This is a genomic window from Streptomyces sp. NPDC039736 (assembly GCF_055596485.1).
In genome coordinates, this window is the sequence record NZ_JBVIUQ010000002.1 from 137099 (window position 1) to 163336 (window position 26238).

General features: G+C 71.5%; 23 protein-coding genes. 18 read left to right on the forward strand and 5 right to left on the reverse strand.

Annotation, left to right across the window (positions count from 1 at the left end):
- Nucleotides 1-25 precede the first annotated feature (25 nt).
- Both ACZ56L_RS05580 and ACZ56L_RS05585 read left to right on the forward strand, forming a co-directional pair.
- Nucleotides 26-1516, forward strand: a complete 1491-nt coding sequence (locus tag ACZ56L_RS05580; protein WP_471061932.1) for a PP2C family protein-serine/threonine phosphatase — start codon at nucleotides 26-28, stop codon at nucleotides 1514-1516.
- Between the two features lie 172 nt (nucleotides 1517-1688).
- On the forward strand, nucleotides 1689-3176 hold the full coding sequence (locus ACZ56L_RS05585) for an aminopeptidase P family protein (protein ID WP_345220752.1): 1488 nt from the start codon (nucleotides 1689-1691) through the stop codon (nucleotides 3174-3176).
- Between the two features lie 74 nt (nucleotides 3177-3250).
- On the opposite strand, the gene ACZ56L_RS05590 is transcribed toward ACZ56L_RS05585, so the two are convergent.
- Nucleotides 3251-3703 carry an ATP-binding protein gene (locus tag ACZ56L_RS05590; protein WP_468690966.1) on the reverse strand — a complete coding sequence of 151 codons (453 nt, stop codon included), beginning with the start codon at nucleotides 3701-3703 and terminating at the stop codon, nucleotides 3251-3253.
- 238 nt (nucleotides 3704-3941) lie between these two features.
- Here ACZ56L_RS05590 and ACZ56L_RS05595 point away from each other — a divergent pair, with 238 nt between their 5' ends.
- From ACZ56L_RS05595 to ACZ56L_RS05645, 11 genes are all read left to right on the forward strand, one after another.
- A complete protein-coding gene (locus ACZ56L_RS05595; RefSeq protein WP_471061937.1) occupies nucleotides 3942-4808 on the forward strand; it encodes a hypothetical protein in 867 nt (288 codons plus the stop codon).
- A 158-nt stretch (nucleotides 4809-4966) separates the two neighbouring features.
- Complete coding sequence (locus ACZ56L_RS05600) at nucleotides 4967-5722, forward strand: YcnI family copper-binding membrane protein (RefSeq protein WP_471061939.1); 756 nt, start codon at nucleotides 4967-4969, stop codon at nucleotides 5720-5722.
- Nucleotides 5723-5750: 28 nt separating this feature from the next.
- The gene (locus tag ACZ56L_RS05605; RefSeq protein ID WP_468690962.1) at nucleotides 5751-6416 is read left to right on the forward strand and encodes an SCO family protein; all 666 of its coding nucleotides are present in this window, start codon (nucleotides 5751-5753) and stop codon (nucleotides 6414-6416) included.
- Between the two features lie 56 nt (nucleotides 6417-6472).
- On the forward strand, nucleotides 6473-6955 hold the full coding sequence (locus tag ACZ56L_RS05610; protein WP_380836813.1) for a copper chaperone PCu(A)C: 483 nt from the start codon (nucleotides 6473-6475) through the stop codon (nucleotides 6953-6955).
- Between the two features lie 17 nt (nucleotides 6956-6972).
- Nucleotides 6973-8943: a copper resistance CopC/CopD family protein gene (locus ACZ56L_RS05615; RefSeq protein ID WP_471061943.1), complete on the forward strand. Its 1971-nt coding sequence runs from the start codon at nucleotides 6973-6975 to the stop codon at nucleotides 8941-8943.
- Nucleotides 8944-8948: 5 nt separating this feature from the next.
- Entirely contained in the window at nucleotides 8949-10262 is a 1314-nt protein-coding gene (gene efeB / locus ACZ56L_RS05620) for an iron uptake transporter deferrochelatase/peroxidase subunit (protein ID WP_468690959.1), read from the forward strand.
- A 59-nt stretch (nucleotides 10263-10321) separates the two neighbouring features.
- Entirely contained in the window at nucleotides 10322-11257 is a 936-nt protein-coding gene (gene pheA / locus ACZ56L_RS05625) for a prephenate dehydratase (RefSeq protein WP_345220769.1), read from the forward strand.
- Nucleotides 11258-11873: 616 nt separating this feature from the next.
- Nucleotides 11874-13151, forward strand: coding sequence for a serine--tRNA ligase (gene serS, locus ACZ56L_RS05630; protein ID WP_471061948.1), 1278 nt, complete (start codon nucleotides 11874-11876; stop codon nucleotides 13149-13151).
- A complete protein-coding gene (locus tag ACZ56L_RS05635; RefSeq protein WP_471061951.1) occupies nucleotides 13148-13993 on the forward strand; it encodes an HAD family hydrolase in 846 nt (281 codons plus the stop codon). Before serS ends, ACZ56L_RS05635 begins: the two co-directional genes overlap by 4 nt.
- Before the next feature lie 355 nt (nucleotides 13994-14348).
- Nucleotides 14349-15023 carry a FadR/GntR family transcriptional regulator gene (locus ACZ56L_RS05640; protein ID WP_345220776.1) on the forward strand — a complete coding sequence of 225 codons (675 nt, stop codon included), beginning with the start codon at nucleotides 14349-14351 and terminating at the stop codon, nucleotides 15021-15023.
- Between the two features lie 123 nt (nucleotides 15024-15146).
- Nucleotides 15147-16412, forward strand: coding sequence for a CynX/NimT family MFS transporter (locus ACZ56L_RS05645; RefSeq protein WP_345220778.1), 1266 nt, complete (start codon nucleotides 15147-15149; stop codon nucleotides 16410-16412).
- 143 nt (nucleotides 16413-16555) lie between these two features.
- On the opposite strand, the gene ACZ56L_RS05650 is transcribed toward ACZ56L_RS05645, so the two are convergent.
- Genes ACZ56L_RS05650 through ACZ56L_RS05665 form a run of 4 tightly spaced genes read right to left on the reverse strand, consistent with a single transcriptional unit; the run spans nucleotide 16556 to nucleotide 20230 of the window.
- Nucleotides 16556-17275 carry an ABC transporter permease gene (locus ACZ56L_RS05650; RefSeq protein WP_345220782.1) on the reverse strand — a complete coding sequence of 240 codons (720 nt, stop codon included), beginning with the start codon at nucleotides 17273-17275 and terminating at the stop codon, nucleotides 16556-16558.
- A 15-nt stretch (nucleotides 17276-17290) separates the two neighbouring features.
- On the reverse strand, nucleotides 17291-18202 hold the full coding sequence (locus ACZ56L_RS05655; RefSeq protein ID WP_345220785.1) for an ABC transporter ATP-binding protein: 912 nt from the start codon (nucleotides 18200-18202) through the stop codon (nucleotides 17291-17293).
- A complete protein-coding gene (locus tag ACZ56L_RS05660) occupies nucleotides 18199-19110 on the reverse strand; it encodes an ABC transporter permease (RefSeq protein WP_471061957.1) in 912 nt (303 codons plus the stop codon). Before ACZ56L_RS05660 ends, ACZ56L_RS05655 begins: the two co-directional genes overlap by 4 nt.
- Nucleotides 19100-20230 (reverse strand): ABC transporter ATP-binding protein, encoded by a 1131-nt coding sequence (locus tag ACZ56L_RS05665; protein WP_471062808.1) that lies wholly within the window; start codon nucleotides 20228-20230, stop codon nucleotides 19100-19102. Before ACZ56L_RS05665 ends, ACZ56L_RS05660 begins: the two co-directional genes overlap by 11 nt.
- 277 nt (nucleotides 20231-20507) lie before the next feature.
- On the opposite strand from ACZ56L_RS05665, the gene ACZ56L_RS05670 reads away from it, so the two are divergent.
- From ACZ56L_RS05670 to ACZ56L_RS05690, 5 genes are all read left to right on the forward strand, one after another.
- On the forward strand, nucleotides 20508-21374 hold the full coding sequence (locus ACZ56L_RS05670) for a M24 family metallopeptidase (protein WP_471061961.1): 867 nt from the start codon (nucleotides 20508-20510) through the stop codon (nucleotides 21372-21374).
- Nucleotides 21371-23200 (forward strand): SDR family oxidoreductase, encoded by a 1830-nt coding sequence (locus ACZ56L_RS05675; RefSeq protein WP_471061964.1) that lies wholly within the window; start codon nucleotides 21371-21373, stop codon nucleotides 23198-23200. The genes ACZ56L_RS05670 and ACZ56L_RS05675 overlap by 4 nt, the downstream gene beginning before the upstream one ends.
- 305 nt (nucleotides 23201-23505) lie before the next feature.
- A complete protein-coding gene (locus tag ACZ56L_RS05680; protein WP_471061967.1) occupies nucleotides 23506-24450 on the forward strand; it encodes a MerR family transcriptional regulator in 945 nt (314 codons plus the stop codon).
- Between the two features lie 135 nt (nucleotides 24451-24585).
- The gene (locus ACZ56L_RS05685; RefSeq protein ID WP_471061970.1) at nucleotides 24586-25146 is read left to right on the forward strand and encodes an RNA 2'-phosphotransferase; all 561 of its coding nucleotides are present in this window, start codon (nucleotides 24586-24588) and stop codon (nucleotides 25144-25146) included.
- A 132-nt stretch (nucleotides 25147-25278) separates the two neighbouring features.
- Nucleotides 25279-26184, forward strand: a complete 906-nt coding sequence (locus ACZ56L_RS05690; RefSeq protein WP_401755274.1) for an LLM class flavin-dependent oxidoreductase — start codon at nucleotides 25279-25281, stop codon at nucleotides 26182-26184.
- Nucleotides 26185-26238 lie beyond the last annotated feature (54 nt).

Below are 26238 nucleotides of genomic sequence, written 5' to 3' on the forward strand. Positions count from 1 at the left end.
GGACACCATCAATCCCTCCAGGACAATGCTGGACATGGCCTTACATCTGCGTGTAGATGTGGATCCATTGATAGCGGCGCAGAATGACATGGGGGTTTGCGATGCTATTGAGCAGAACGCACCAGGTGGAAAGCCGGCTGACATGAGCGCCCCGAACGTGCCGAAAGTGGCCGGAATCGATCCACTGGTTCCGCCCCCCGCGCAGACTCCCGCGCCTGCGGGAACGCCCTCCGTCCCCACGGGAGCGGTGATCCAGGACCGGCTGGCGGGCTGGGTCTCGGACCTGACCACCCTGCACGAACTGACCGAACGCCTGGTGGCGACGGGCACCCTCGACGAGGCGCTGCACGAGGTGGTGCGTGCCGGAGCCGCCCTCGTCGGGGCCCGCCGGGGACTCGCCGTGCTGGAGCCGGCCGACGGCCTCGGGCCCGCCAGCACCGTCGGCCTCGGTCTCGCGCACGCCGACCTCGGCCACATCGAGACCGTGCCGCGCGACGCCACCGCGTACGGCCGCTTCCTCGAAGGCGTCGCCGGGCCCGGTGACGGCGACCCGGGCGCCAGCCCCGACCTGCTGCACGAGGAGGGGCTCGACCCGCTGCACCGCGAGGTCGCCCGCCGCCTCGGTTACGCCGCCAGTTACGCGCTCCCCCTCGCCGGGGCCGCCGGTCGGCTCGGCGCGGCCGTCTGGCTGTACGACGAACCCGCCGAACCGGCGGAGCGCCAGCGGCACCTGGTGCGGCTCTACGGCCGGTACGCCTCCGAGCACCTGGCCCGGCTGCTGGAGCTGGAGCGGGCGCGGGCGCAGGTGCGGGCCCTGACCGAGGAGCTGCTGCCCAGCCGCCTGCCCCGGGTCGCGGGCGTACGGCTGGCGGTGCGCCACCGGACCGGGCCGCGCGGCGGCGGCGACTTCTACGACGCGCTGCCGCTGCCGGAAGGGGCGCTCGGTCTGGTCGTCGGGTCGGTCACCGGCGCCGGGCCCAGTGCGACCGCCGCGATGGGACGGCTGCGGGCGAGCATGCGGGCGTACGCCGTCATGGAGGGCGAGGACCCCGTCGCCGTCCTCTCCGACCTGGAGCTGCTGCTGCGGCTGACCGAGCCCGCGCGCTCGGCGACCGCGCTGCTGGCGTACTGCGAACCGGCCAAGCGGAAGATCGTGCTCGCCGGGGCGGGGCACACCCCGCCGCTGATCGTCGGCGAGCGGCGCACCGAGTACGCGGAGACGTCGCTGTCGGCTCCGCTGGGGATGCTCTCGTGCTGGGAGGCGCCCAGCGTGGACATCAGCCCATACCCGGGCGAGACCGTGCTGCTCTACACCGACGGGCTGCTGCGCCGCACGGGCGACCCGATGGACCGGGCGTTCGCGCGGCTGCACGCGGCGGCGGCGGGCGTGCCGAAGGCGGTCCGCAGCGACCCGGGGGCGATCTGCGACCACGTGCTGCGCACGGTGCTGCCCGACGGGCTGGACGCGGTGGACTCGGCGGAGGACGTCGTGCTGCTGGCGGCCCGCTTCGACTGATCCCGCGGCCCGGACGGGACCGCCGGGGCGCCGACGGGGGCCGGTGCGGCCCGGTGCGGATGGATTCCTCACAGTTGTCCACAGGCCGGGGAGCGATCGACCGCACGGACATACGATGGAGAACCAGGAGGCGGGAAACCCCTGGTCCCTGTGTCGTATGAGGAGACGTGTCGTGTCTGAGGAGCTCAAGCCGGAGACCCCGGAAGTTGTGGACGGCGAGGCCGAAGCCACGGAGGAAGAGCCCATCAAGCAGCGCAAGAACGGGCTGTACCCGGGTCTGTCCGACGAGCTCGCCGAGAACATGAAGTCCGGCTGGGCGGACACCGAGCTGCACGGCCTGGAGCCGATCGCGCAGGCCGAGCACACCGCCGCCCGCCGCGCCGCGCTCTCCGCGCGCTTCCCGGGCGAGCGCCTGGTGGTCCCCGCGGGCAACCTCAAGACGCGCTCCAACGACACCGAGTACGCCTTCCGCGCCTCCACCGAGTACGCGTACCTGACCGGCGACCAGACCCAGGACGGCGTCCTGGTGCTGGAGCCGACCGAGTCCGGGCACGACGCGACGGTCTACCTGCTGCCGCGCTCCAACCGGGAGAACGGCGAGTTCTGGCTGGACGGCCAGGGCGAGCTGTGGGTCGGCCGCCGCCACTCCCTCACCGAGGCCGAGCAACTGCTGGGCCTGCCCGCCAAGGACGTCCGCGAACTGCCCAAGGCGCTGCGCGAGGCCACCGGCCGGGTCCGCAACGTCCGCGGGCACGACGCGGGCATCGAGGCCGCCCTCGCCGACAAGACCACCGCCGAGACGGACGAGGAGCTGCGCGTCTACCTCTCCGAGGCCCGCGTGGTGAAGGACGAGTTCGAGATCGGCGAGCTCCAGAAGGCCGTCGACTCCACCGTCCGCGGCTTCGAGGACGTGGTGAAGGTCCTGGACAAGGCCGAGGCCACCTCCGAGCGCTACCTGGAGGGCACGTTCTTCCTGCGCGCCCGCGTCGAGGGCAACGACATCGGCTACGGCTCGATCTGCGCCGCCGGCCCGCACGCCACGACGCTGCACTGGGTGCGCAACGACGGCGCGGTGCGCTCCGGCGACCTGCTGCTGCTCGACGCCGGGGTGGAGACGCACACCCTCTACACCGCCGACGTGACGCGCACGCTGCCGATCAACGGCACGTTCTCGCCGCTCCAGAAGAAGATCTACGACGCGGTGTACGAGGCCCAGGAGGCCGGTATCGCGGCCGTCAAGCCCGGCGCCTCCTACCGTGACTTCCACGAGGCCGCCCAGCGCGTGCTCGCCGAGAAGCTCGTCGAGTGGGGCCTCGTGGAGGGCCCGGCCGAGCGCGTCCTGGAACTGGGTCTCCAGCGCCGCTGGACCCTGCACGGCACCGGTCACATGCTGGGCCTGGACGTCCACGACTGCGCCGCCGCGCGCCGCGAGGCGTACGCCGACGGCGTCCTGGAGCCGGGCGTGTGCCTGACCGTCGAGCCCGGCCTGTACTTCCAGGCCGACGACCTGACGGTGCCCGAGGAGTACCGCGGCATCGGCGTGCGGATCGAGGACGACATCCTGGTCACCGAGGACGGAAACCGGAACCTGTCGGCCGCGCTGCCGCGCCGCTCCGACGAGGTCGAGGCGTGGATGGCGGCGACCAGGGCCGCCGAGTAGGAGCCGGGCACGGGTCGCCCGTACGCGGGCCGGCCGTGCGGGGGTGACGTACGAGGGCATGCCGCCCGGGAATCTCAGGATGCCCGGAGCAGTATGCCCTCGCGCCCTTTCAAGATCTTGTCGAAGCTGACCACCGCGCCCCGGCCGGGCCGGTTGCGGAAGTGCACGTGGTCGGCGAGCTGCTCGATGAGGCACAGCCCGCGGCCGCTCTCGCGCAGGTGCGTGCGCGCCCGGCCCCTGCCGCGTCTGCGCTCGGCCGGGAAGCCGGGACCCGAATCGGCGACCTCGATGCGACAGGTGTCGCCGTCGAGGTAGGCGGTGACCTGGTACGCCGCGCACTGCGGGTCCGGCTCGTCGTCGCCGCCGTGCTCGACCGCGTTGGCACAGGCTTCGCTGAGGGCGACCGAGAGGTCGTAGGAGATGTCCGGATCGACGCCCGCGGTGTTCATGCTGTCGAGCAGAAGACGGCGGGCGAGCGGAACGCTCGCGGCTTCGCGCCGCAAGTGGAGTGACCACCAGATGCTCATGCTCCAGCCTCCTGGCTGCGGCTCGACATACGACTACCTATTGCCGCCGACGGCGGTCGGTAAGCCAGGAACCGGTGCCGGAGCGCTCGTTCGGCGGATGCGCGCACTCCGCGCGCCGGGCCGCCGGAGGCCGCCGCGGGGACCCGGCGCCGGCCGGGCCCCGTGACGTACCGGACGATTGTGAGCTTCCGGACCTGCCCGGTCCGCCACCGGGGCGCAGTGCGATGATGGCTGCGCCATGTCACAGCCCCCCGCCCCGCCGGGCGCACACGAACGGGTCGCTCCGCGACTCGCCAGGGCCGCGGTGTTCGCCGCGGTCTGCGTCGTGCTGTCCGCGACGGGGCACGTGCTGGGCTCCACGGCGAGCGTGCCGTGGTGGACCCTCGCGGTGGCCTTCACCGGGGTGTTCGCGCTGGCCGTGCCGCTGGCCGGACGCACGCGTTCCCTGCCCGGCATCACCTTCGCGATGACGGCGGGACAGCTCGCGCTGCACGCCCTGTTCGGCCTCGGCCAGAACCACGCGGGCACGGTGCGGGGCGGCGGCGACGCGCCGCTGTCCGGACTCGCCGCGCAGTTGATGTGCGGCGGCGGCGCCGGCATGAGCGACGCCGAGACGCGGAAGGTGCTCGCCACGGCGGGCCTCGACCCGGCCTCCGGTGCGCACACCGCCCACGGAACGGGAGCGTCCGGGACGGCGTACGAGGGCTACGCCGCCCTCGGTACGGGCGGCGGACAGGACATCGGCGCCGGTGCGGCCGGCTGTCTGCATTCCCTGGTCCCCAGCCTCCCCATGCTGCTCGGTCACCTGTTGGCCGCGCTCGCGACCGGGTGGCTGCTGCGGCACGGCGATCTCGCACTGCGCCGGCTGGCCCGGCTGTCCGCCTACGGGGCGTACGAAGTGGCCGTGGGAGTGCTCGTACGCGCCCTGCGTGCCGCCTTCGCGCTGGTGCGCGCCCTGTGGGCGGGGCTTTCCGGCGCGCCCGCGTGCGGGCCGCTGTCGGCGCCCGCACCCTTCCTCGTTCCCGTGCGCACGGGCGAGGAGGACCTCCAGCACTCGGTGATCAGGCGCGGGCCGCCCGCGACGGCGTTCTCCCTCGCTGCCTGACACGGCCCCCTCGCGTACGTCACCGGAGGCGGGTCGTGCTTCCGGCGCGCCTCGCCGAGGTGTGCGCCGCGGTGTTCCACGTTTCACGTGAAACATCGGCGCGCCCCGCGAGGTGTGCCTCTCACCCGATCCACTTCTGCCATGTGGGGTTCACCGTCATGAACGCAAACCGTCGCACCCGTATCTCCCGCCTCTCCGCCGTCGGCGTCGCCGCGGCCGCGTCCGTCGTGGTGCTCGCCGGTCCGGCCTTCGCGCACGTCACCGTGCAGCCGGTCGGCGCTGCCGCCAAGGGCGGCTACGCGACCGTCAATGTGAAGGTCCCCAACGAGCGGGACAACGCCTCGACGGTGAAGCTCGAAGTGAGCTTCCCGGTCACCGAGCACCCGCTGACCTCCGTGATGCCGCAGGCCGTCCCCGGCTGGACCGTGAACGTCGAGAAGGCCAAGCTCGACAAGCCGCTGAAGGTGCACGGCAAGGAGATCAAGGAAGCCGTCTCGAAGATCACCTGGACCGGCGGGAAGATCGGCCCCGGTGAGTTCCAGCAGTTCCCGCTCTCGCTCGGCCAGCTCCCCGAGGACGCCGACCAGCTCGTGCTGAAGGCCATCCAGACGTACGACAACAAGGAAGTCGTCCGCTGGATCGAGGAGCCCAAGGCGGGCCAGCCGGAGCCGCAGAGCCCCGCGCCCGTCCTGAAGCTGACCGCCCCGGCCAGTGACGGCCACGGCGCGGCGCCCGCCGACGACGACAAGAAGGCCAAGGACTCCAAGGCCTCGGACGCGCACGACGACGACAAGAAGGAGACCGCGGCCTCCGCCAGCGACACCACCGCCCGCGTGCTCGGCATCGTGGGCATCATCGTGGGTGTCGCCGGTGTGGCGTTCGGGGTTCTCGCGGGCCGTCGCCGCGCCTCCTGACCCGCCCTCTCACAGTTCCAGGATTTTCATGCACAAGAAGAACGTGCTGGTCGCGGCGGCTCTCGTCGCCGCGGCCACCTTCACCCTGTCCGCGTGCGGCGGCGAATCCTCCCCTAAGCAGGAGGACGGCCGGACCGCCACGAACATCACCCCGACCAAGGAGAAGGCCGCGACGGTCCTCGACCGGCCGTACACCAAGCCGAACCTCGTCCTGAAGGACACGAACGGCAAGGAGTACGACTTCCGCGAGGCCACCAAGGGCAAGCCGACGCTCATCTACTTCGGCTACACCAACTGCCCCGACGTGTGCCCGCTGACGATGAGCAACATCGCGGTCGCGTACAAGAAGCTGCCCAAGGCCGACCAGGAGAAGCTGCGCGTCGTCTTCGTGACGACCGACCCGGAGCGGGACACGCCGAAGGAACTCGGCAAGTGGCTCAAGGGCGCGGGCAGCCCCGACTTCATCGGGCTGACCGGCGACTTCCCGACCATCCAGGCCGGCGCCCGCCAACTGGGCGTCAGCATCGAGCCGTCCACCAAGGACAAGGACGGCAAGGTCACCTCGATGCACACCAAGCAGGTCATCGCGTTCTCGCCGAAGACCGACGCCGGGTACCTCCTCTACACCGACGAGGCGACCGCAGACGACTACACCGCCGATCTCCCGAAGATCGTCAAGGGAGAGACCCCGTGAACACCCGCACCACCCGTTCCCTCCGCTGGACGACGCGCCTCACCAGTTTCGCCGCCATAGCCGTGGCGGGCTCGCTCGCGCTGACGGCGTGCGGCGGCGACGCCAAGACCGGCTCCCCGGCCGCTGCCAAGACGACTGCCCCGGCGGCCGACAGCAAGCCGAAGATCGCGGTCACCGGCGCGTTCATGCCCGAACCCGCCATGGCCGACATGGCGGGCGGCTTCCTCGTCGTCAAGAACTCCGGCTCCGTCGCCGACCGTCTGAAGTCCGTCACCGCCTCCGCGTTCTCCGGCAAGGCCGAGATCCACGAGACGACCGCGGACGGAAAGATGAAGGAGGCCAAGGAGGGCTTCCCGGTGCCGGCCAACGGCACGCTGGAGCTCAAGCGCGGCGGCAAGCACATCATGTTCCTCGAGGTGAAGCAGAAGCCGAAGAAGGGCGACAAGGTCGCCGTCGAGCTGCACTTCGAGAAGGCCGGGACCGTGCAGGTCGACATGCCGGTCGAAGCAGCCACCCACAACCCGCAGCAGCACCACTGAGGGGCTGAGGACTCACCATGAAGGACACCACCGCCCCGCGCTTCGGACCCTCGGCGGCCTCCACGGCAGTGCGCGCACTGCTCGTGGTGCTCGCCCTGGTCGGCGCGCTGTTCGTGAGCGCCGGCCCCGCCGCCGCGCACGCCGCGCTCACCGACAGCAACCCGAAGGACGGGGCGGTGGTCGCCACCGCCCCCGAGAACATCACTCTGAACTTCTCCGAGCAGATCCAGCTCGGCGAGGACGCCATCCGCGTCCTCGACCCCACGGGCAAGCGCGCCGACACCGGCGAAGTGCTCGACCTGTGCAACGGCAACCTGGTCCAGTACGGGGTCGCACTGCACAAGGGACTCCCCGACGGCACGTACACCGTCGCCTGGCAGGCCGTCTCCGCGGACAGCCACCCCATCTCCGGTGCGCTCACCTTCTCCATCGGCGCCCCCTCCGAGAGCAGCGTCGTGCTGCCCTCGCAGGAGGCCGGCGGCGGGATCGTCGGCGTGCTCTACGGCATCGCGCGGTACGCCGCGTACGCCGGGTTCATCCTGCTCGTCGGCGGTGCGGCCTTCGTCCTGGCCTGCTGGCGGCGCGGGGCCTCCGAGCGGCCGATGCAGCGGCTGGTGGTGCGCGGCTGGCTGCTGCTGACCGCCGCGACCCTGCTGATGCTGCTGCTGCGCGCCCCGTACACCGGGTCGGGAGAGCTGTCGGGGATCTTCGACCTGGCCGCGCTCAAGGCCGTACTGACCACCAAGACCGGGGCCGCGCTGGTGTCGCGGCTGCTGCTGCTCGGTGCGGCGGCGCTGTTCGTCGCCGTCCTCTTCGGGGCGTACGCGAAGAAGGTGGCGGCCCACCCCGAAGAGCCCGAGGAGCCCGAGGAGGAGGACGACGAGGACTCCTCGCGCAAGGACCTCACCTTCGGTCTCGCCCTGGGCGGCGGGGTCGTGGCCGCGGGCATCGCCGCGACCTGGGCGATGTCCGAGCACGCCTCGACGGGTCTTCAGCCGGGCCTCGCGATGCCGGTCGACGTGCTGCACATGCTGGCGGTCGCCGCGTGGCTGGGCGGGCTCGCCGCGCTGCTGACCGCGCTCTACCGGTCCCCTTTCCTCGAACGGACGGCGGTACGGAATTTCTCCCGGCTCGCCTTCGGCAGCGTCGTCGTGCTCGCCGCGACCGGGCTCTACCAGTCCTGGCGGCAGGTCGGCTCCTGGGACGCCCTCTTCGGGACGGCGTACGGGAAGTTGCTGCTGGCGAAGATCGCGCTGGTCGCGGTGATGGTCGCCGCGGCGTGGTTCTCCCGCCGGTGGATCGGGCGGATGGCGGAGCGGACGGCTCCGGAGGCCGAGGCGGAGAACGCACTCGCACAGCGCGAGGAGCGGGCGGTACAGGAGGCCGAGGCCGAGGTCACCGTGCCCGACGACCCCGAGCGGGCCGCCCAGCTCGCCCGGCAGCGGGCCGCCATGAACACCGTCCGGGCCAAACGGGTCCGCGACGCCGACCCGGAGCGCACCGGACTGCGCCGTTCCGTGCTTCTGGAGGCCGGGGTCGCCGTGGTGCTGCTCGCCGTCACCACCGTTCTGACCGGCACCGAACCGGGTCGTACCGAACTCAAGGAGGCGGGCCGTGGCACTGCCGCCGCCCCCGCGGTCGCCGACCGGCCCGTCGACCTGACCCTGCCCTTCGACACCGGCGGCGCGAACGGCAAGGGCACCGTCCGCCTCCAGGTCACCCCGGGCCGCACCGGCAGCAACGCCCTGCACGTCTGGGCCAATTCGCCGGACAACAAGCCGGTGGACGCACCCGAGCTGAAGGTCGCGTTCACCAACGAAGACAAACAGATCGGCCCGCTGCCCGTCGTGCCCGACAAGCTCGCTGCCGGACACTGGAGTGCGAACGGTGTACAGATCCCGATCGCCGGGAGCTGGAAGATCGACGTGACGATCCGCACCTCCGACATCGACCAAGTGACCGTTTCCCAGAACGTCAAGATCGGCTGACCGGCGTGACCAACACTCCCTCTTCCACCTCGTCCTCCCCCTCCTCTTCCACCTCCCCGGACGCTGACGCCCCGGCCGCCGGCGGAATCTCGCGGCGGCGGCTGCTCGGCACCGCGGGCGGAGCCGCGGCGGCCGGACTGGTCGTGGGCGCGGCGGGCGGCGCGGGTGTCGCCACCGCGGTCTCCTCGCAGGGCGAGGGTCCAGCGGTGCTGGCTTCGCTGGGCACGGCCAAGGCGATGTTCCACGGGAAACACCAGGCCGGAATCACCACTCCGCTCCAGGCCCGCGGCCATCTGATCGCGTTCGACCTGGCTCCCGGGTCCGGCCGCAAGGAGGCCACGGCACTGCTGCGCCGCTGGTCGGAGGTGGCGCAGCAGTTGATGGCGGGGCGGCCGCTGGCCGGGGAGGACACCGGAGTCGCGTTCGACGCGGGTCCTTCGTCGCTGACCGTCACCTTCGGTTTCGGACGGACCTTCTTCGACCGGACGGGGCTGACGGCCAAGCGTCCGGTGGAGCTGGACCCGCTGCCGGACTTCTCCTCCGACCGGCTCGACGCCCGGCGCAGCAACGGCGACCTGTGGGTGCAGATCGGCGCGGACGACGCGCTGGTCGCCTTCCACGCGCTGCGGGCGGTGCAGCGGGAGGCCGGGGACGCGGCCCGGGTGCGCTGGCAGATGAACGGGTTCAACCGCTCGCCGGGCGCGACGGCCGCCCCGATGACGACCCGCAACCTGATGGGCCAGGTGGACGGGACGGGCAACCCGAAGCCGTCGGAGCCGGACTTCGAGAAGCGGATCTTCGTGCCGGAGAAGGGCGGCCCGGCCGGTCAGGAGTGGATGGCGGGCGGTTCGTACGCGGTCGTACGGCGCATCCGCATGCTCCTGGACGACTGGGAGAAGCTGCCGCGCGGCGAGCAGGAGGCGGTCATCGGACGGCGCAAGAAGGACGGCGCGCCGCTGACCGGCGGGGACGAGTTCACCGAGCCGGACCTCCAGAAGGCGGGGCCGAACGGCAAGCTGGTCATCGCGTCCGACGCGCACTCCCGGATCTCGGCCCCGGAGCAGAACGGCGGGGCGGCCATGCTGCGCAGGCCGTTCTCGTACCACGACGGCATCTCGGCGGACGGGGTACCGGATGCGGGGCTGCTGTTCATCTGCTGGCAGGCGGACCCGATGCGGGGGTTCGTGCCGGTGCAGCGCAAGCTCGACCGGGGGGACGCGCTGTCGAAGTTCATCCGGCACGAGTCGAGCGGGCTGTTCGCGGTGCCGGGCGGTCCGCGCGAGGGCGAGTACGTGGGCCAGCGGCTGCTGGAGGCGTGAGGCTCCGCCCGTTCCCGTACGGCGCGTCCCGGCCCCGTCCGGCGCATTAGGGTGACCGCATGTCAGCGACGCGCTACGCCTATCTCGGCCCCGAGGGCACCTTCACCGAGGTCGCCCTTCGTACGCTCCCCGAAGCCGCCACCCGCGAGCTCGCCCCGATGCTGTCGGTCCCGGCCGCGCTGGACGCGGTGCGCAACGGCGAGGCGGCGGCGGCCCTGGTGCCGATCGAGAACTCGGTGGAGGGCGGCATCACGGCGACGCTGGACGCGCTGACCTCCGGCGAGCCACTGATGATCTACCGCGAGGTGCTGCTGTCGATCCGGTTCGCGCTGCTGGTGCGGCCGGGGACGAAGCTCCAGGACATCAAGACGGTCACTGCCCACCCGGCGGCCCAGCCGCAGGTCCGCAACTGGATGAAGGAGAACCTGCCGGACGCGCTGTGGGAGTCGTCGGCCTCCAACGCGGACGGTGCGCGGCTGGTGCAGGAGGGGCGGTACGACGCGGCCTTCGCAGGCGAGTTCGCGGCGGCGACGTACGGGCTTGAGCCGCTGGTCACCGACATCCACGACGCGGTGAACGCGCAGACGCGCTTCGTGCTGGTGGGACGGCCGGCCCGGCCGGCGGCGCCGACCGGGGCGGACAAGACGTCGGTGGTGATCTGGCTGGGTCCCGACCGGCCGGGTGCGCTGCTGGAGCTGCTCCAGGAGTTCGCGGTGCGCGGGGTGAACCTGATGCTGATCCAGTCGCGGCCGACGGGGGCCGGGATCGGGAACTACTGCTTCGCGGTCGACGCGGAGGGGCACATCGCGGACCGCCGGGTGGGCGAGGCCCTGATGGGGTTGAAGCGGATCGCTCCGAAGGTGCGGTTCCTGGGTTCGTACCCGAGGGCCGGGGTGGCGGTGGAGGACGTGCCGGAGCTGCGGCACGGGACGTCGGACCGGGAGTTCACGGAGGCCTCGGACTGGCTGGCGCGCTGCCAGGACGGGCGGGGCTGAGAAGGAGACCGCGGCGGCCCGGAAAGGCGGGACGGGTGGACGTCGGAGTTTCCCACAGAGTTATCCACAGGCCAGCGGTCGGGGTTGGGGACAAGTCGACAACGCAATGCGACATGGTCGACAAATCGCCCCAGCGGCTCAGGGGTGCTCCACAGCTCGGCAGGGCCGGCGCCGTCACCTCATTTGCCTTGATCAACTCTTTAGGGGGGCAATTCCCACTCGAATGAGCCGAGTGGGGTGGGTTTGGACTGGGAATCCCTGCCCCTTCCACTCCATTCGGAAGATCTGATTCCGACATCCACAGAACTTTCGCACACCCTGTGGATAACTTTCGGAAATCGCGACCCCCTGTGGAAAAGAGGTTCGGACAAGGTCCCCCAACTACCGCCTCGCACAAGGCCGGAGGGGCACCGAACCCTGGCCTGTCGCCGCGTCCGGAGAAATGCGGCACCCGTCGGGCCGAACACGGGGAGGTTCGCGGCGGCTTCCGCGATGCGTTTCCGCTCCCTGCGGCGAGTGTCTTTGTCCGCATTACCATTCCCGGCAATACGGACAAATAAGAAGGTGCCTGGATATCAAGTCGAGTGGCGCAGGCGGGCACCGGTAGCCTGGTGGGGTGATTGACCTTCGCCTGCTCCGTGAGGACCCCGACCGTGTTCGCGCCTCCCAGCGCGCCCGTGGAGAGGACGTCGCGCTCGTCGACGCCCTGCTCCTGGCCGACGAGCGGCGCAGGTCGTCCGCCGTCCGCTTCGACGAGCTCCGCAACGAGCAGAAGTCGCTCGGCAAGCTCATCCCCAAGGCCTCCGGCGACGAGAAGGCCGAGCTGCTGAAGCGCACCGGCGAGCTCTCCGCCGCCGTGAAGGCCGCGGACGCCGAGCAGAACGAGGCGGCCGAAGAGGCCCAGCGCCTGCTGCTCCAGCTCGGCAACATCGTCCACGAGGACGTGCCGGTCGGCGGCGAGGAGGACTTCGTCGTCCGCGAGACGCACGGCACCGTCCGCGACTTCGCCGCCGAGGGCTTCGAGCCCAAGGACCACCTGGAGCTCGGCGAGGCGCTGGGCGCCATCGACGTCGAGCGCGGCGCGAAGGTCTCCGGCTCCCGCTTCTACTACCTGACCGGCGTCGGCGCGCTCCTGGAGCTGGCCCTGGTGAACGCCGCGATCGCGCAGGCCACCGAGGCCGGCTTCGTACCGATGCTGACCCCCGCGCTGGTCCGCCCGCGCGCCATGGAGGGCACCGGCTTCCTCGGCCAGGCCGCGGAGAACGTCTACCACCTGGAGAAGGACGACTACTACCTGGTCGGCACCTCCGAGGTCCCCCTCGCGGCGTACCACATGGACGAGATCATCGAGGCGGACAAGCTGCCGCTGCGGTACGCGGGCTTCTCGCCCTGCTTCCGCCGCGAGGCCGGGACGTACGGCAAGGACACCCGGGGCATCTTCCGGGTGCACCAGTTCGACAAGGTCGAGATGTTCTCCTACGTCCACCCGGACGACGCGGAGGCCGAGCTGGAGCGGCTGCTGGAGTGGGAGAAGCAGTGGCTGAACGCCCTGGAGCTGCCGTTCCAGGTGATCGACGTGGCGACCGGCGACCTCGGCGCCTCGGCGGCGCGGAAGTACGACTGCGAGGCGTGGATCCCCACCCAGGGCAAGTACCGCGAGCTCACCTCGTCGTCCAACTGCAACAGCTTCCAGGCCCGCCGGCTCTCGATCCGCATGCGCGAGGGCAAGAAGGTCCAGCCGCTGGCCACCCTGAACGGCACGCTGTGCGCGGTCCCGCGCACCATCGTGGCGATCCTGGAGAACCACCAGCTGCCCGACGGTTCGGTACGGGTCCCCGAGATCCTGCGTCCCTACCTGAGCGGCCGCGAGGTCCTGGAGCCGATCGCCACGTGAGCACCGCTCCCTCCACAGGACCGGTCGCGCCCGCGCCGTTCCCGTACAAACTGATCGCGACCGATCTCGACGGCACGCTGCTGCGTTCCGACGAGACGGTCTCGCAGCGCACCCGTGACGCGCTGGACGCCGCCTGCGCGGCGGGCGCCGCGCACATCGTGGTGACCGGACGCTCGGTCGCCTGGACGAAGCACATCTTCGAGTCCCTCGGCTACGACGGACTCGCGGTGTGCGGCCAGGGCGCGCAGGTCTACCACGCGGGCGAGCGCCGCCTGCTGACCTCGGTGACGCTGGACCGGCAGCTCGCCGGTCTCGCCCTGTCCAAGATCGAGGCGGAGATCGGGCCGCTGGCCCTGGCCGCGAGCCGCGACGGGACGGACGGCGCGGTCCTGATCGGCCCCGGCTACCGGGTGCACGAGGGCGAGCTGCCGTACGTCCCGTTCACTGACATCGCGGACGTCTGGGCGGCCCCGCTGACCAAGCTGTACATCCAGCACCCCGGCCTGTCCGACGACGACCTCGCCCGGGTGGCCCGCCGGACGGTGGGGAACCTGGTGGACGTCGTCATGGCCGGGGCCGGAGTCGTGGAGATCCTGCCGCTGGGCCTGAGCAAGGCGACCGGGCTGTCCCTGGCGGCCCGTCGGCTGAAACTGAAGGCGGCGGACACCATCGCCTTCGGCGACATGCCGAACGACGTTCCGATGTTCGGCTGGGCGGCGCACGGGGTGGCGATGGCCAACGCGCACACCGAGCTGAAGGCCGTCGCGCACGAGGTCACCGCGTCCAACGAGGACGACGGCATCGCCGTGGTCCTGGAGAACCTGCTCGCCGGCACCCGCTGAGCGGACGGATCCTCGGCCGAGTACGGGGAAGAGGCGGCCCGGCGCGATGCGCAGGGCCGCCCCGGGCAGTCGCCGCAGGGCCGCACGACGGAGTGACGGGTGTGCGCCCCTCCGGTGCCTGCCCCGCTCCGCTGCCCCGACGGGAGCCACGCGGGCCGGGTGTCCGGCCGACGAGTGCTCCACCCCCGGCAGTCGGGCGTCGCCGCCCCACCACTGTGCGCGTCGGCGTCCGCCGCTCGCCACTCCTTTTCCGACCGCGTGCGCCGTACAACGATTTCGGTTGTAGGATGACTGGGCAACCGGGCGAATCACCGTCCGGTCATCAGCGGCGAGCGGACCGGATACGGGGTACGGCATGGCACTTCGGGCGGCGGGGCGGAAGTCCCTGGTGGACACCGTCGTGGAGCAGCTCCGCGATCAGCTCGCCGACGGCGAGTGGTCCGTCGGCGACCGGATTCCCACCGAGCACGACCTCGCGGAGCAGCTCGGCGTCGGCCGCAACACCGTCCGGGAGGCCGTGCGTGTCCTGGTGCACGCGGGGCTGCTGGAATCCCGGCAGGGCAACGGCACCTTCGTCCGCTCGACCGCCGACCCCGCGGCCGTGCTGCGCGGGATGCGGCACGCGGGCGCCCTTGACGTGCTGGAGCTGCGGGTGGCCCTGGAGGCGGAGGCGGCCCGGCTGGCCGCGGTGCGCCGGGACGCGGACGACCTGCTCGCCCTGCGGGCGGCCCTCGCGAAGCTGCACGAGCAGGGCGACCGGGCGGCCGACGCCGACCTCGCCTTCCACCTCGGGATCGTGGAGGCCACCCACAACGCCGCGTTCACCGAGGTCTACCGCTTCTTCTCGGCCCAGGTGCACGAGTCGCTGGTGACCTCGCTCGGCGATCACGAGATGCCGCCCATCGATCTGGTCGCCCATGCCGCCCTGGTGGACGCCGTCGAGAGCGGGGACCCCGCCGCCGCCGAGCAGGCGGCGCGAGCGCTGCTCCAGGTGCCCATCGACGTCATCCGGGGTCTGGTCGGCCGCTGAGGCCCTGCGGCCGGGGCCGTTGCGGTCCGCCTGCGGACCCTCGGCAGTCCCCGCCCCCTTCACCTCGTTCCTCCGCCCCTTCGTTCCCTCGTTTTTCTTACTCTCCTTGGAAAGGTGTTCGTCTTGTCACGCCCGGAAGCCGATCAACTCCTGCTGGACGCCGAGGCCGACGTCCGGCCCACCCCTCAAGGGGTCGCCGCGCGGCGGGCGTTGCTTGCGCATCCGGTGATCCTGATGGTCGGCATCGTGCTGGCCTCGCTCAACATGCGCGCGGCACTCGCGAGTGTGTCCCCGCTGGTCGGCGAGATCAGTGACGCCTTCGGCCTGTCGTCCACGGCCACCAGCCTGGTGACGTCCGTGCCGGTGCTCTTCCTGGGCGTCGGCGCGATGGTGGCCCCCTGGCTGGGCCGGCGCTTCGGCACCGAGGCGGTGCTGTTCTGCGCGCTGGTGCTGCTGGGCATCGGCATCGTGGTGCGCGTGGTGCCCTCGACGGTGGCACTGTACGGCGGCGGGGTGCTCATCGGTGTCGCGATAGCCCTCCTCAATGTGCTGATGCCCGGTCTGATCAAGCGGGACTTCCCCGACCGGGCCGCCTCGATGACGTCGGTCTACACGGGCTCGATGATCGCCGGTGCCACCGTCGTGGCCGCGGCCTCGGTGCCGCTGGAGAAGGCCTTCGGCGGGAGCTGGGAGGCGTCGCTGGCGTTCTGGTCGCTGCTGGCGGCCGTGGCCGCGGTGGCCTGGCTCCCCCAGGTGCTGATCGCCCGGGGCCGTACCGGACACGAGGTACGGGTCGAGCCCGTCGTCGGGACCGCGCCGAAGAGCGTCTGGCGTTCGGCGCTGGCCTGGCAGGTCACTCTCTTCATGGGCCTCCAGTCGTTGTGGTCGTACGTCCTGATCGCCTGGATGCCGACGATCTTCACGGATCACGGGATGAGCCGTTCCACGGCCGGTGTGATCTTCGCGTTCAACAACCTGATCCAGGTGGCGGGCGCCTTCGCTGTGCCGCTGCTGGCGGGGCGGATGCGCTCGCAGCGGCCGCTGGTGGTGCTGGTCTCCTCTCTGGTGGCGGGTGGCTACGTCGGTCTGATGGTCGCCCCGGTGTCCGGGGCCTGGCTGTGGTCGGCGGTCCTCGGCGTCGGCCAGGGCGGCGCCGTGGGTCTCGCGCTGACGATGATCGTGCTGCGCGCCGGTGACGCGGCGACGGCTGCGCGGCTGTCCGGCATGGCGCAGACGATCGGCTATCTGCTGGCCGCCGTGGGCCCATTGGCGGCGGGGGCCGTGTACCAGGTGACCGGCAGTTGGACGGTGCCGATCGCCCTGATGCTGGGCGTGTGCGCGACAGCTCTGTCGGTGGGCCTGTTCGCGGCCCGGGACCGCAAGATCTGACGCTCTTCAGGTGTCAAGGTCCGAGGGGTCCTTGTCCCCAGGGCCAGGCATTCCCGGCCTGTCACCGAAACGGGGAGCGCCCCCGGTTCGTGTCTGACATACGAACCGGGGGCGCTCCCCGTTCCCGGAAGGAGCCGATACGGCTATTCATCACCCGCAAGAGTGAGCGAACGCAGTTTCTGGCCCGCGTACCACGTGGCCAGGCCCGTGACGACGACCAGCAGGATCACCGCGGTCGGCAGCCCCACGTCCGAGGCGATCGCGCCGTCCGCCCCGATCTTCTCGGCCAGCGACAGCGCCCACTGCTGGATGCTGAGCGTCCGGGCGCCCGGCACCAGGCTGCCGAACAGGGCCTCCCACACCAGCGCGTACACCAGCCCGAAGACGACCGCGTGCCGCGAGACCGTGCCGAGCAGCAGGAAGACGGCGCTGTAGGCGATGGAGGCGACGAGGGCGGCGACCGTGTAGGCGATGGCGATCTGGCTGCCGTTGCCGTTCAGGATCAGGCCCGCGACGAAGGTGGGGATCGCGGAGAACGCCATGGTGACGGCGATGGCGACGATCAGCTTGGTGAAGATGATCGTGGGCCGCTTCACCGGCTTGGACAGCAGGTAGACGATCGAGCCGTCGTCGATCTCCGGGCCGATCGCTCCCGTGCCGGCGATGACGCCGATCAGCGGGACCATCGTGGCGAGCGCGAAGCCGCCCAGGACGTCGGCGGCGACGCCGTCGTCCACGCCGACCAGGGCCCGCACCGCGACGGCGATCACGATGAGCAGGGCGGGCAGCAGGAAGAGGATGGCCGCGCGGCGGCGGCCGAGCAGGGCCCGGTAGGTGAGCCGGGCGACGGTGGGTTCGTACATCGCAGCAAGCTCCTTTCAGGCCGTGACGAGGTAGGAGAAGACCGATTCGAGGGACTCGTCGGAGGGCTGCACCGTGAGCAGGCGGATGCCGTGCGCACGGGCGACCCGCGGGAGCAGCTCGGTGAAGCGGCCGAAGTCGACGGCCTGGACGCGCAGGGCGCCCTCGGCGCGGTCGACCTCGATGCCCGCTGTGGACGGGTCGGCGATCAACGCGGCGGCCAGGGCGCGGTCGTCGCTGGAGCGTACGAGGTAGCGGTGCGGGCGGTCGGTCATCAGGCGGCGGATCTTGCGGAAGTCGCCTGATGCCGCGTGCCGGCCGGCGACGATCACCTCGATGTGCGAGGCGAGCTGCTCGACCTCCTCCAGGATGTGCGAGGAGAAGAGCACCGTGCGGCCCTCGGCGCCCATGCGCCGCAGCAGGTCCATCAGCTGCATGCGCTGGCGGGGGTCCATGCCGTTGAACGGCTCGTCGAGCAGCAGCACCGCCGGGTCGTGCACCAGGGCGGAGGCCATCTTCACGCGCTGGCGCATGCCCTTGCTGTACGTGGCGACCTTGCGGTCCTGGGCGTACTCCATCTCGACGGTCGCGAGTGCCTTCTGCGCCGCCCGCTCGTCCAGACCGTGGAGTTCGGCGTTGGCGACGACGAATTCGCGGCCGGTGAGGAAGTCGTACATCGCCTCCCGTTCGGGGACGACGCCGATCTCCCGGTAGATGCTCTCGTTGCGCCAGATCGGCTTGCCGTCGAGGGTGACGGAGCCGTTGGAGGGGGCGAGGAAGCCGCCCATCATGTTGATCAGGGTGGACTTGCCCGCGCCGTTGGGGCCGAGGAGGCCGGTGACGCCGGGGCCGATGTTCATGGTGACGTCGTTGACGGCGACCACGTTCCCGAACCAGCGGGAGGCCTTGGAGATGTCGATCGTGGTCACAGTCCGACCTTCCGGTAGCGGCGCATCAGGACGGCGTACGAACCGGCGATGAGCCCGAGGACGACCAGCAGGTAGACCACGCCCGTGCCGGCACCGGGGCCGGCGCCTCCGGGGAAGGCGGAGGTGGCGCCGAGGAAGGCGGTCTGGACGCCGTCGATGAGGGTGGCGGGCGAGAAGAGGCCGAGCCACTCCACCGCGCTGTCCGCCTCCTGGCTGGTGGCGATGGCCTGGACGGTCGAGACGGCGCCGTACGAGATGGTGAACACGGCGATCACGGCGGCGACGCCGAAGCCGCGGCGCGGCGTCAGGGCGGCCATCACCAGGCCGATCCCGGCGAACAGGAGGGACAGCAGTGCCACGGAGACCAACCCCTGTGCGAAGCCCTTGGTCTGGGTGCCGAAGTCGAACTTCGCGAGCAGCGCGCCCGCGTAGAGGATGACCAGCGGGATGGCCGTGAGGGCGAACAGCGCCGAGGCCATCGCGGCGTATTTGGCGAGCACGTAGTCCCGGCGTTCGATGGGCCGGGAGAAGTACAGCGGCACCGTCTTGAAGCGCAGGTCGCGCGAGACCGTCTGGGGTGCCTGGGCGGCCAGGTAGAGACCGATGACGGGCTGCAGGGAGATCGCGAACGCCGTGTAGGACAGCGGCAGTTTGGTCATGGTGCCCGCGGGGGCGGCCACGGCGACGGCGACGATGATCGCCGCGGTGGCGGTCATCACGCCGAACAGGACCATCGGCAGCACCTTGGACTTGGCGCTGCGGCCCAGTCCGTACGCACCGCGCAGGGACTGCGAGTAGAGCGAACGGCGGGCGTAGGCACGGCCGAGGCGGGGACCGTCGTACTTGCGGTAGCCGATGTTGTGGATGCGCGTCGGGTCGGCGCCCTGCGGCGTGAACTCAGTTGCCATCGTGGCCGCCTCCCTTCTGCTGGTCGTTGCGCTGGGCGCCCCGGGCGGTGCCCGCGGGGGCCGCGGACGGAACGGGTGCCGCGCCCGCGGGCTGGTCGGTGCTCTCGCCGGTGACCGGGTCGGCGCTCGGGCCGGTGCCCCGACCGCTGCTCCGGTCGGTGTTCCGGTCAGTGTTCCGGTCGGTGTTCCGGTCGGTGCGGAAGACCTCGGCGATGTGGTGGCGGCGCTGCTCCATGCGGACCAGGCCGATGCCCAGGTCGGCGACGGTGTCGCGGACCAGGTCGTACGTGGCGTCGCCCTCGCCCTCGACGAGCAGGATGTGACCGGCGCCGGGCAGGCCCTGCTCCTCGGCGGCGTGCAGGGTGACGCCGGCCGCGGTGAGCGCCTCGCGCAGCGCCCGCGTGCCGTCGGGGTGGGTGTCGGAGTCGGTGACCTCGACCGCGAGGGTCGTGGTCGTCTGGGTGAAGTCACTGGTCGAACTGGACCGCAGCAGCGCGCCGCCGTCGATGACGACGACGTGGTCGCAGGTGCGCTCCAGTTCGCCCAGGAGGTGCGAGGTGACCAGGACCGAGATCCCGAAGTCGGTGTGCACGCGGCGGATCAGGCCGAGCATCTCGTCGCGGCCGACCGGGTCGAGACCGTTGGTGGGCTCGTCCAGGAGGACCAGCTGCGGGTCGTGGACCAGGGCCTGGGCCAGCTTCACCCGCTGCTTCATACCGGTCGAGTAGCCGCCGATGGGGCGGTAGCGCTCTTCGTAGAGGCCGACGTGCCGCAGGGTGTCCGCGGTGCGCTCGCGGGCGGCGGTCGCGGGCAGGCCCGACATCCGCGCCATGTGGACGACGAACTCGGTGGCCGAGACGTCCGGCGGCAGGCAGTCGTGCTCGGGCATGTACCCGACGCGCTCGCGGATCTCGGCGCCGCTGGTCGCGACGTCGAGGCCGAGCACGGCGGCCGTGCCCTCCGTGGCGGGGGACAGGCCGAGCAGGATTTTGATCAATGTGGACTTGCCGGCTCCGTTGGCTCCCACCAGACCCGTCACTCCGGGCCCGATGTCCAACGTGAGCCGGTCAAGCGCGGTCACCCGGGGGAACCGCTTGCTCAGGGCTTCGGTTGCGATCACGGCAGTCACAAGTCCGAAGGTAGTGGCGCAGGCCACAATCCACGTCAGCCCTGGCGGTTGTTCTCCTCTCCCCCTCTGGTCGTACGGACCCGTAGGGGGGAGCAGTACCGGAGGTTGACCCGACGGCCGAAAACGGCCTCCGAAGGGAACCACGGGCTGATTGCGCGGCGTTGTCCACAGGCCGTCATGCACAGCCCTTGACGCAGCCGCCGGGCATTGTCACATTCATCAGTGTCAAGTTACGGACGCGTACCGCTACACGGGACGGACGGGTGGCATGACCTCAGCAATCACAGAAGTCTCCGGCTCGCGGGATGAACTCGCCCGGCGACTGCGCGGGTTCAGGCACGTGCAACGCCTCGCGTACGAGTGCGCCGAAGCCGTCGCGGCGCAGCTCAGGCCCGGTGTCACGGAGCGCGACGCGGCCCGTATGCAGCGGGTGTGGCTGCGCGAGCGCGGGGTGCGCGACTGGTTCCACCTGCCCTTCGCATGGTTCGGCGACCGGACGGCGTTCACCGGATTCCGGATACCTCTCCAGTTCTTCCCGACGAACCGGCGGCTGGAGGCGGGCATGCCGTTCATCCTCGACATGGCCCCGGTCCACCAGGGTTTCACCGCGGACATCGGCTACTCCGGCTGTCTGGGCCCGCATCCGGTGCACGACCGGTTGCTCGCCGACCTGGAGGCGCACCGCACGCTGATCCTGGACCAGGTCCGCGAGCGGCGCACGCTGCGGGAGATCTACCAGAACGTCGAGCGGCTGATGGCCCGCCAGGGCTACACCAACCGGCACCGCGCGTATCCGTTCGGCGTGATCGCCCACAAGGTCGGCCGGGTGAGGGAACGCTCCTGGTCGCCCCAGGTGTTCGGATTCGGGACGCAGTCGCTGAAGGGACTGGCGGGCGACGCGCTGCACGGGCACCGGGACGGCTGGTCGCCCCTGTGGAGCCCGTACACGTTCTCCGACCATCCGCCGCAGCCGGGCCTGTGGGCGGTGGAACCGCACCTCGGATTCCGGGGTACGGGCGCGAAGTTCGAGGAGATCCTGGTGGTCACCGACTCCAGGGACCCCGAGCAGAGCGCGTTCTGGCTGGACGACGACCTGCCGCACGTGCGGCGCTGGGCCGAGGAGAAGGCGGCATGAGCGTGGAGAAGGACCACCCCGCAGAGGGGACGACCGGGCGCCACTCCGGGGAAGCGCCCGGACTCGAAGGAGCGCGCGAGCGCCGGGTGCGCACCGGCGGGATCGAACTGTGCGTCGTCGAACTGGGCGACGCGGCACGGCCGACCGTGCTGCTGGTGCACGGCTACCCGGACAGCAAGGAGGTGTGGTCGGCGGTCGCGACGCGGCTGGCGGACCGCTTCCACGTGGTGCTGTACGACGTACGGGGTCACGGCAGTTCGCAGGCGCCGAAGCCGTTGCGCGGCGGCTTCACGCTGGAGAAGCTCACCGACGACTTCCTGGCGGTCGCGGACGCGGTCAGCCCGGACAAGCCGGTGCACCTGGTGGGGCACGACTGGGGGTCCGTGCAGGGCTGGGAGTTCGCGACGACCCGGCGCACACAGGGGCGGATCGCGTCCTTCACCTCCCTGTCGGGCCCGTCCCTGGACCACTTCGGCCACTGGATCAAGAAGCGGACGACCCGGCCGACCCCGCGCCGTGCCGCCCAGCTCCTCGACCAGGGCATCAAGTCCTGGTACGTGTACATGCTGCACACCCCGGTCCTGCCGGAGCTGGCCTGGCGCGGTCCGCTCGGCAAGCGCTGGCCCAAGCTGCTGGAGCGGGTCGAGAAGGTCCCGGCCGACGGCTACCCGACGTCCTCGCTGCCGCGGGACGCGGCCCACGGAGCCTGGCTCTACCGCGACAACGTGCGCACCCGGCTGCGCAGGCCGCGCGCCGACGCATACGCGCACGTACCCGTGCAACTGATCATCCCGACCGGCGACATCTTCCTGTCGGAGCACCTGTACGACGAACTGGAAATGTGGGCTCCGCAGTTGGTACGCCGCACCCTGCCCGCCAAGCACTGGGCGCCCCGCACCCGTCCCGACCAACTGGCGGCGTGGACAGCCGAGTTCGTCCTGGCGAACGAGGACAGCGCGGCGGGCGTCGCCCCACGTGCGCCGGCGGCCAACGGCAAGTACGCCGACCGCTTCGGCGGGCAGCTGGTCCTGGTGACCGGCGCGGGCAGCGGGATCGGGCGGGCCACCGCTTTCGCGTTCGCCGAGGCGGGGGCGCGGATCGTGGCCGTCGACCGGGACGCGGAGGGGGCGTCCAGGACGGCGGAGCTGGCCCGGTTGATCGGGGCGCCCGACGCCTGGGCGGAGGTCGTCGATGTCAGCGACGGGCAGGCGATGGAGAAGCTGGCCGAGAAGGTCGCCGCCGACCACGGCGTCGTGGACGTACTGGTCAACAACGCCGGGATCGGCATGTCCGGGCCCTTCATGAGCACCTCGGCGGAGGACTGGAAGAAGGTCCTGGACGTCAACCTGTGGGGTGTCGTCCACGGCTGCCGCACCTTCGGCCGGCAGATGGCCGAGCGCGGACAGGGCGGTCACATCGTCAACACCGCCTCCGCGGCGGCGTTCCAGCCCTCCAAGACGCTGTCCGCCTACAGCGCCTCGAAGGCGGCGGTGCTGATGCTGAGCGAGTGCCTGCGCGCCGAACTGGCGGGCCGGGGCATCGGAGTCAGCGCCATCTGCCCCGGTCTCGTCAACACCGGCATCACGGCCGGCGCCCGCTTCACCGGAGTGACCGAGGAAGAGGAGGAGCGCAAGCAGCAGCGTTCGGCGCGGCTGTACCGGCTGCGCAACTATCCACCGGAGAAGGTCGCCGACGCCGTACTGCGCGCCGTGGTGAAGAACCAGGCGGTGGTGCCGGTGACGCCGGAGGCGCGCGCCTCGCACCTGATGTCGCGCTTCACGCCGAGGGCGCTGCGCGCGGTCGCCCGTTGGGAGCCGCGGCTGTGAGCACCGGACCCCGGGGGAGGGCATGGTCGTGCTGCCGACCGGCGGGGGCCGGGCGCGGTGCCATCCCGGTACCTGGGGCGGTCGTACCATCCCTCGCAGGAAGGCTCGCTGCGCACGGCCGTCCTGTACCCGCCCGCCCCGTACCCGACCGCCCCGCCTCGCGGCCCGCGCCACGGCGGGCGCGGTGGGTGCGGCGGGCGCGGTGGGTGTGGTGGGACGAGTGCGACAGGACGGCGGCACTGCGGCCCTGAGCCGGGGAGAGGCCGGCGGACACCGGGACAGAGCCGGACGGAAGGGAAGTGGTCATGCCCGAGCGACAGGCGCAGGGCGAGTACCGGATCGAGGACCTCGCGCACCACAGCGGTGCCACGGTCCGCACGATCCGCGCCTACCAGGACCGCGGGCTGCTCCCCAAGCCGGAGCGACGCGGGCGGGCCAACGTGTACGGGGACGCGCACCTGGCCCGGCTCCGCCAGATCGCCGACCTGCTGGACCGCGGCTACACCCTGGCCAGCATCAAGGAACTGCTGGAGGCGTGGGACGCGGGCCGGGGCCTCGGCGGGGTGCTCGGCCTCGTCGCGGAGGTCGGCGGGCCGTGGACCGACGAGGAGGCGAGCCGGATCACCCGCGCGGAACTGGACGCGCGGTTCGGCGGCCGGCCCGACGACGCGGCGGTCGCCGAAGCGGTCGAACTCGGGGTGCTGGAGAGGATCGAGGGCCGCGACGACGAGTTCCTGGTGCCCTCTCCGCAGGAGCTCGCGGTGGCCGTGGAGCTGTACGCGGCGGGTGTTCCGCTGCGCGCGATCTCGGGCCACCTGCGGGAGCTGCGGGGCCAGGTCGAGCACATAGCGGCCAGGTTCCTGGAGTTCACCACCGAGCACGTCTTCGCGCGCTACCTGGGGCACACCCCTCCCACCGACGCGGAGGCGGCGGAGGCGGCCGCTCTCGTGCGCCGGCTGCGGCCGCTCGCCCAGCAGAGCGTGGACGCCGAACTGGCCCGTGCCATGAGGCTGTACGCCACCCGGCACCTCCAGCGGCATCTGGGCACGGCACCGGTGGCCGATCCGGACGTCCGGCCGCAGGCGCTCGCCCTTCCGGCGGGAACGATCGCCGCCGTCCAGGCGCTGGTCGGAGCAGAGAACGCGTCGGCCTTTGTCACGGCGGCCACGGAGCGGGAGCTTCACGCCCGGACCTTGGACGCCTTGTCAGCGACACAACACAATCACATGAAAAGTGACGAAGCACCCTAAAGTGGACACCAGTTATCCACAGATCTTGCATTTCCCTTGTGGAAAAGGGCGGTTGGCTGTGGATTACCGACAACTGCTGCACGATCCAGGGGAATTCGGATGCGCGCACGGCATCGCGCCGGGGATTGTGACCGCATGGACGAACAACGCACCGTGAAGGTTTCGAAGTACCTCTCGCGACATCTGCGCCACCAGCCCGAGCGCATCGGCCTCACCCTCGACGCGAACGGCTGGGTCGAGATCGACGCCCTCGTCCAAGCCGCCGCCGCACATGGTTTCCGCTTCACCCGGGCCGAGCTGGACCACGTCGTCGCCACCAACGACAAGAAGCGTTTCGCGGTACGGGAGGACCAGGTCCGAGGGACCCTGATCAGGGCCAGCCAGGGCCACACCGTCGAGGTCGATCTGGCGTTGGAGCCGGTCGAGCCCCCGGCGTACCTCTTTCACGGCACCCACCACCGGGCCGTGGAGGCCGTTCGCGCCGAGGGCCTGCGCCCGATGACCCGGCACGACGTGCACCTGTCGGCCGACCGGGAGACCGCGACACGGGTCGGCGCGCGCCGGGGGCGACCGGTGGTGCTGTCGGTGGACGCGGCGGCGATGCACCGGGCGGGCCACACCTTCCGGGTGAGCGCGAACGGGGTGTGGCTGACGGCCCGGGTGCCGGTGGAATTCCTGCGCTTCCCGGAGGCGTGACGCGGCCCTCCCGGGGTGTGACGGGCGCTTTTCAGAAAGCGCGGCGGGCGCTTTCGGGCGGCGGCGGGGTCCCGACGTCGGCGGGCGGGCCACGGGTCCCGGCTCCGCAGGCCCGGCCCGTACAGTCGGATCATGCGTCTGAGCACTGTGATTCTGCCGATCCGCCGTTGGAACGAGGGCGGCAAGCAGGTGTGGCAACGGGCCGAGGAACTGGGCTTCCACACCGCGTACACCTACGACCACCTGTCGTGGCGGGTGCCCTTCCGGGAGGGCCCGTGGTTCGGGGCGCTGCCCACGCTGACCGCTGCCGCGTCGGCCACCCGGAGGCTGCGCCTGGGCACGCTGGTGACCTCGCCGAACTTCCGGCACCCGGTGACCCTGGCCAAGGAACTCATCTCACTCGACGACATCAGCGACGGGCGCGTCACCCTGGGCATCGGCGCGGGCAGCGCCGGCGGGTTCGACGCGACGGCCCTGGCGCCCGAGGGGACCGCGCCGTGGACGCCGCGCGAGCGGGCGGACCGGTTCGCCGAGTTCCTGGGGCTGCTGGACCGGCTGCTGACCGAGGACGCCGTGTCCTACGAGGGTGACTTCTGGTCGGCCGGGGACGTGCGGAACATCCCCGGGTGCGTGCAGCGGCCGCGGCTGCCGTTCTCCGTGGCGGCGACCGGTCCGCGCGGGCTGAAGCTGGCCGCGCGGTACGGGCAGGCGTGGGTGACCACCGGCGACCCCAAGCTGTACGAGAACGGCACGCCCGACGAGTCCCTGGCGGCGATCCGGGGCCAGGTGACGAAGCTCGGCACGGCGTGCGAGGCCGTCGGACGGGACGTCGGCGAGCTGGGCAAGACCCTGCTGACCGGGTTCACGCCGGACCGCCCGTTGGAATCCCTCGACGCGTTCGTGGACTTCGCGGGGCGGCACGCGGAACTGGGCTTCGACGAGCTGGTGCTGCACTGGCCCGTCGCGGACACGCAGTTCGCGGCGGACGAGAAGGTCTTCGAGCAGATCGCGAGCGAGGGGCTCGCACAGTTGGGCTGAGCGCGGCGGGAGCGGGACCCCGTGGGCGAACCCGCCAGGGCCCGGCGCGGGCCA

Bases quoted from the DNA above. Each gene is read 5' to 3' on its own strand.
- ACZ56L_RS05580 (WP_471061932.1), top strand. From the start codon at position 26: ATGCTGGACATGGCCTTACATCTGCGTGTAGATGTGGATCCATTGATA.
- ACZ56L_RS05590 (WP_468690966.1), bottom strand. From the start codon at position 3,703: ATGAGCATCTGGTGGTCACTCCACTTGCGGCGCGAAGCCGCGAGCGTT.
- ACZ56L_RS05595 (WP_471061937.1), top strand. From the start codon at position 3,942: ATGTCACAGCCCCCCGCCCCGCCGGGCGCACACGAACGGGTCGCTCCG.
- ACZ56L_RS05600 (WP_471061939.1), top strand. From the start codon at position 4,967: ATGAACGCAAACCGTCGCACCCGTATCTCCCGCCTCTCCGCCGTCGGC.
- ACZ56L_RS05605 (WP_468690962.1), top strand. From the start codon at position 5,751: ATGCACAAGAAGAACGTGCTGGTCGCGGCGGCTCTCGTCGCCGCGGCC.
- ACZ56L_RS05615 (WP_471061943.1), top strand. From the start codon at position 6,973: ATGAAGGACACCACCGCCCCGCGCTTCGGACCCTCGGCGGCCTCCACG.
- pheA (WP_345220769.1), top strand. From the start codon at position 10,322: ATGTCAGCGACGCGCTACGCCTATCTCGGCCCCGAGGGCACCTTCACC.
- ACZ56L_RS05640 (WP_345220776.1), top strand. From the start codon at position 14,349: ATGGCACTTCGGGCGGCGGGGCGGAAGTCCCTGGTGGACACCGTCGTG.
- ACZ56L_RS05650 (WP_345220782.1), bottom strand. From the start codon at position 17,275: ATGTACGAACCCACCGTCGCCCGGCTCACCTACCGGGCCCTGCTCGGC.
- ACZ56L_RS05660 (WP_471061957.1), bottom strand. From the start codon at position 19,110: ATGGCAACTGAGTTCACGCCGCAGGGCGCCGACCCGACGCGCATCCAC.
- ACZ56L_RS05670 (WP_471061961.1), top strand. From the start codon at position 20,508: ATGACCTCAGCAATCACAGAAGTCTCCGGCTCGCGGGATGAACTCGCC.
- ACZ56L_RS05675 (WP_471061964.1), top strand. From the start codon at position 21,371: ATGAGCGTGGAGAAGGACCACCCCGCAGAGGGGACGACCGGGCGCCAC.
- ACZ56L_RS05680 (WP_471061967.1), top strand. From the start codon at position 23,506: ATGCCCGAGCGACAGGCGCAGGGCGAGTACCGGATCGAGGACCTCGCG.
- ACZ56L_RS05685 (WP_471061970.1), top strand. From the start codon at position 24,586: ATGGACGAACAACGCACCGTGAAGGTTTCGAAGTACCTCTCGCGACAT.
- ACZ56L_RS05690 (WP_401755274.1), top strand. From the start codon at position 25,279: ATGCGTCTGAGCACTGTGATTCTGCCGATCCGCCGTTGGAACGAGGGC.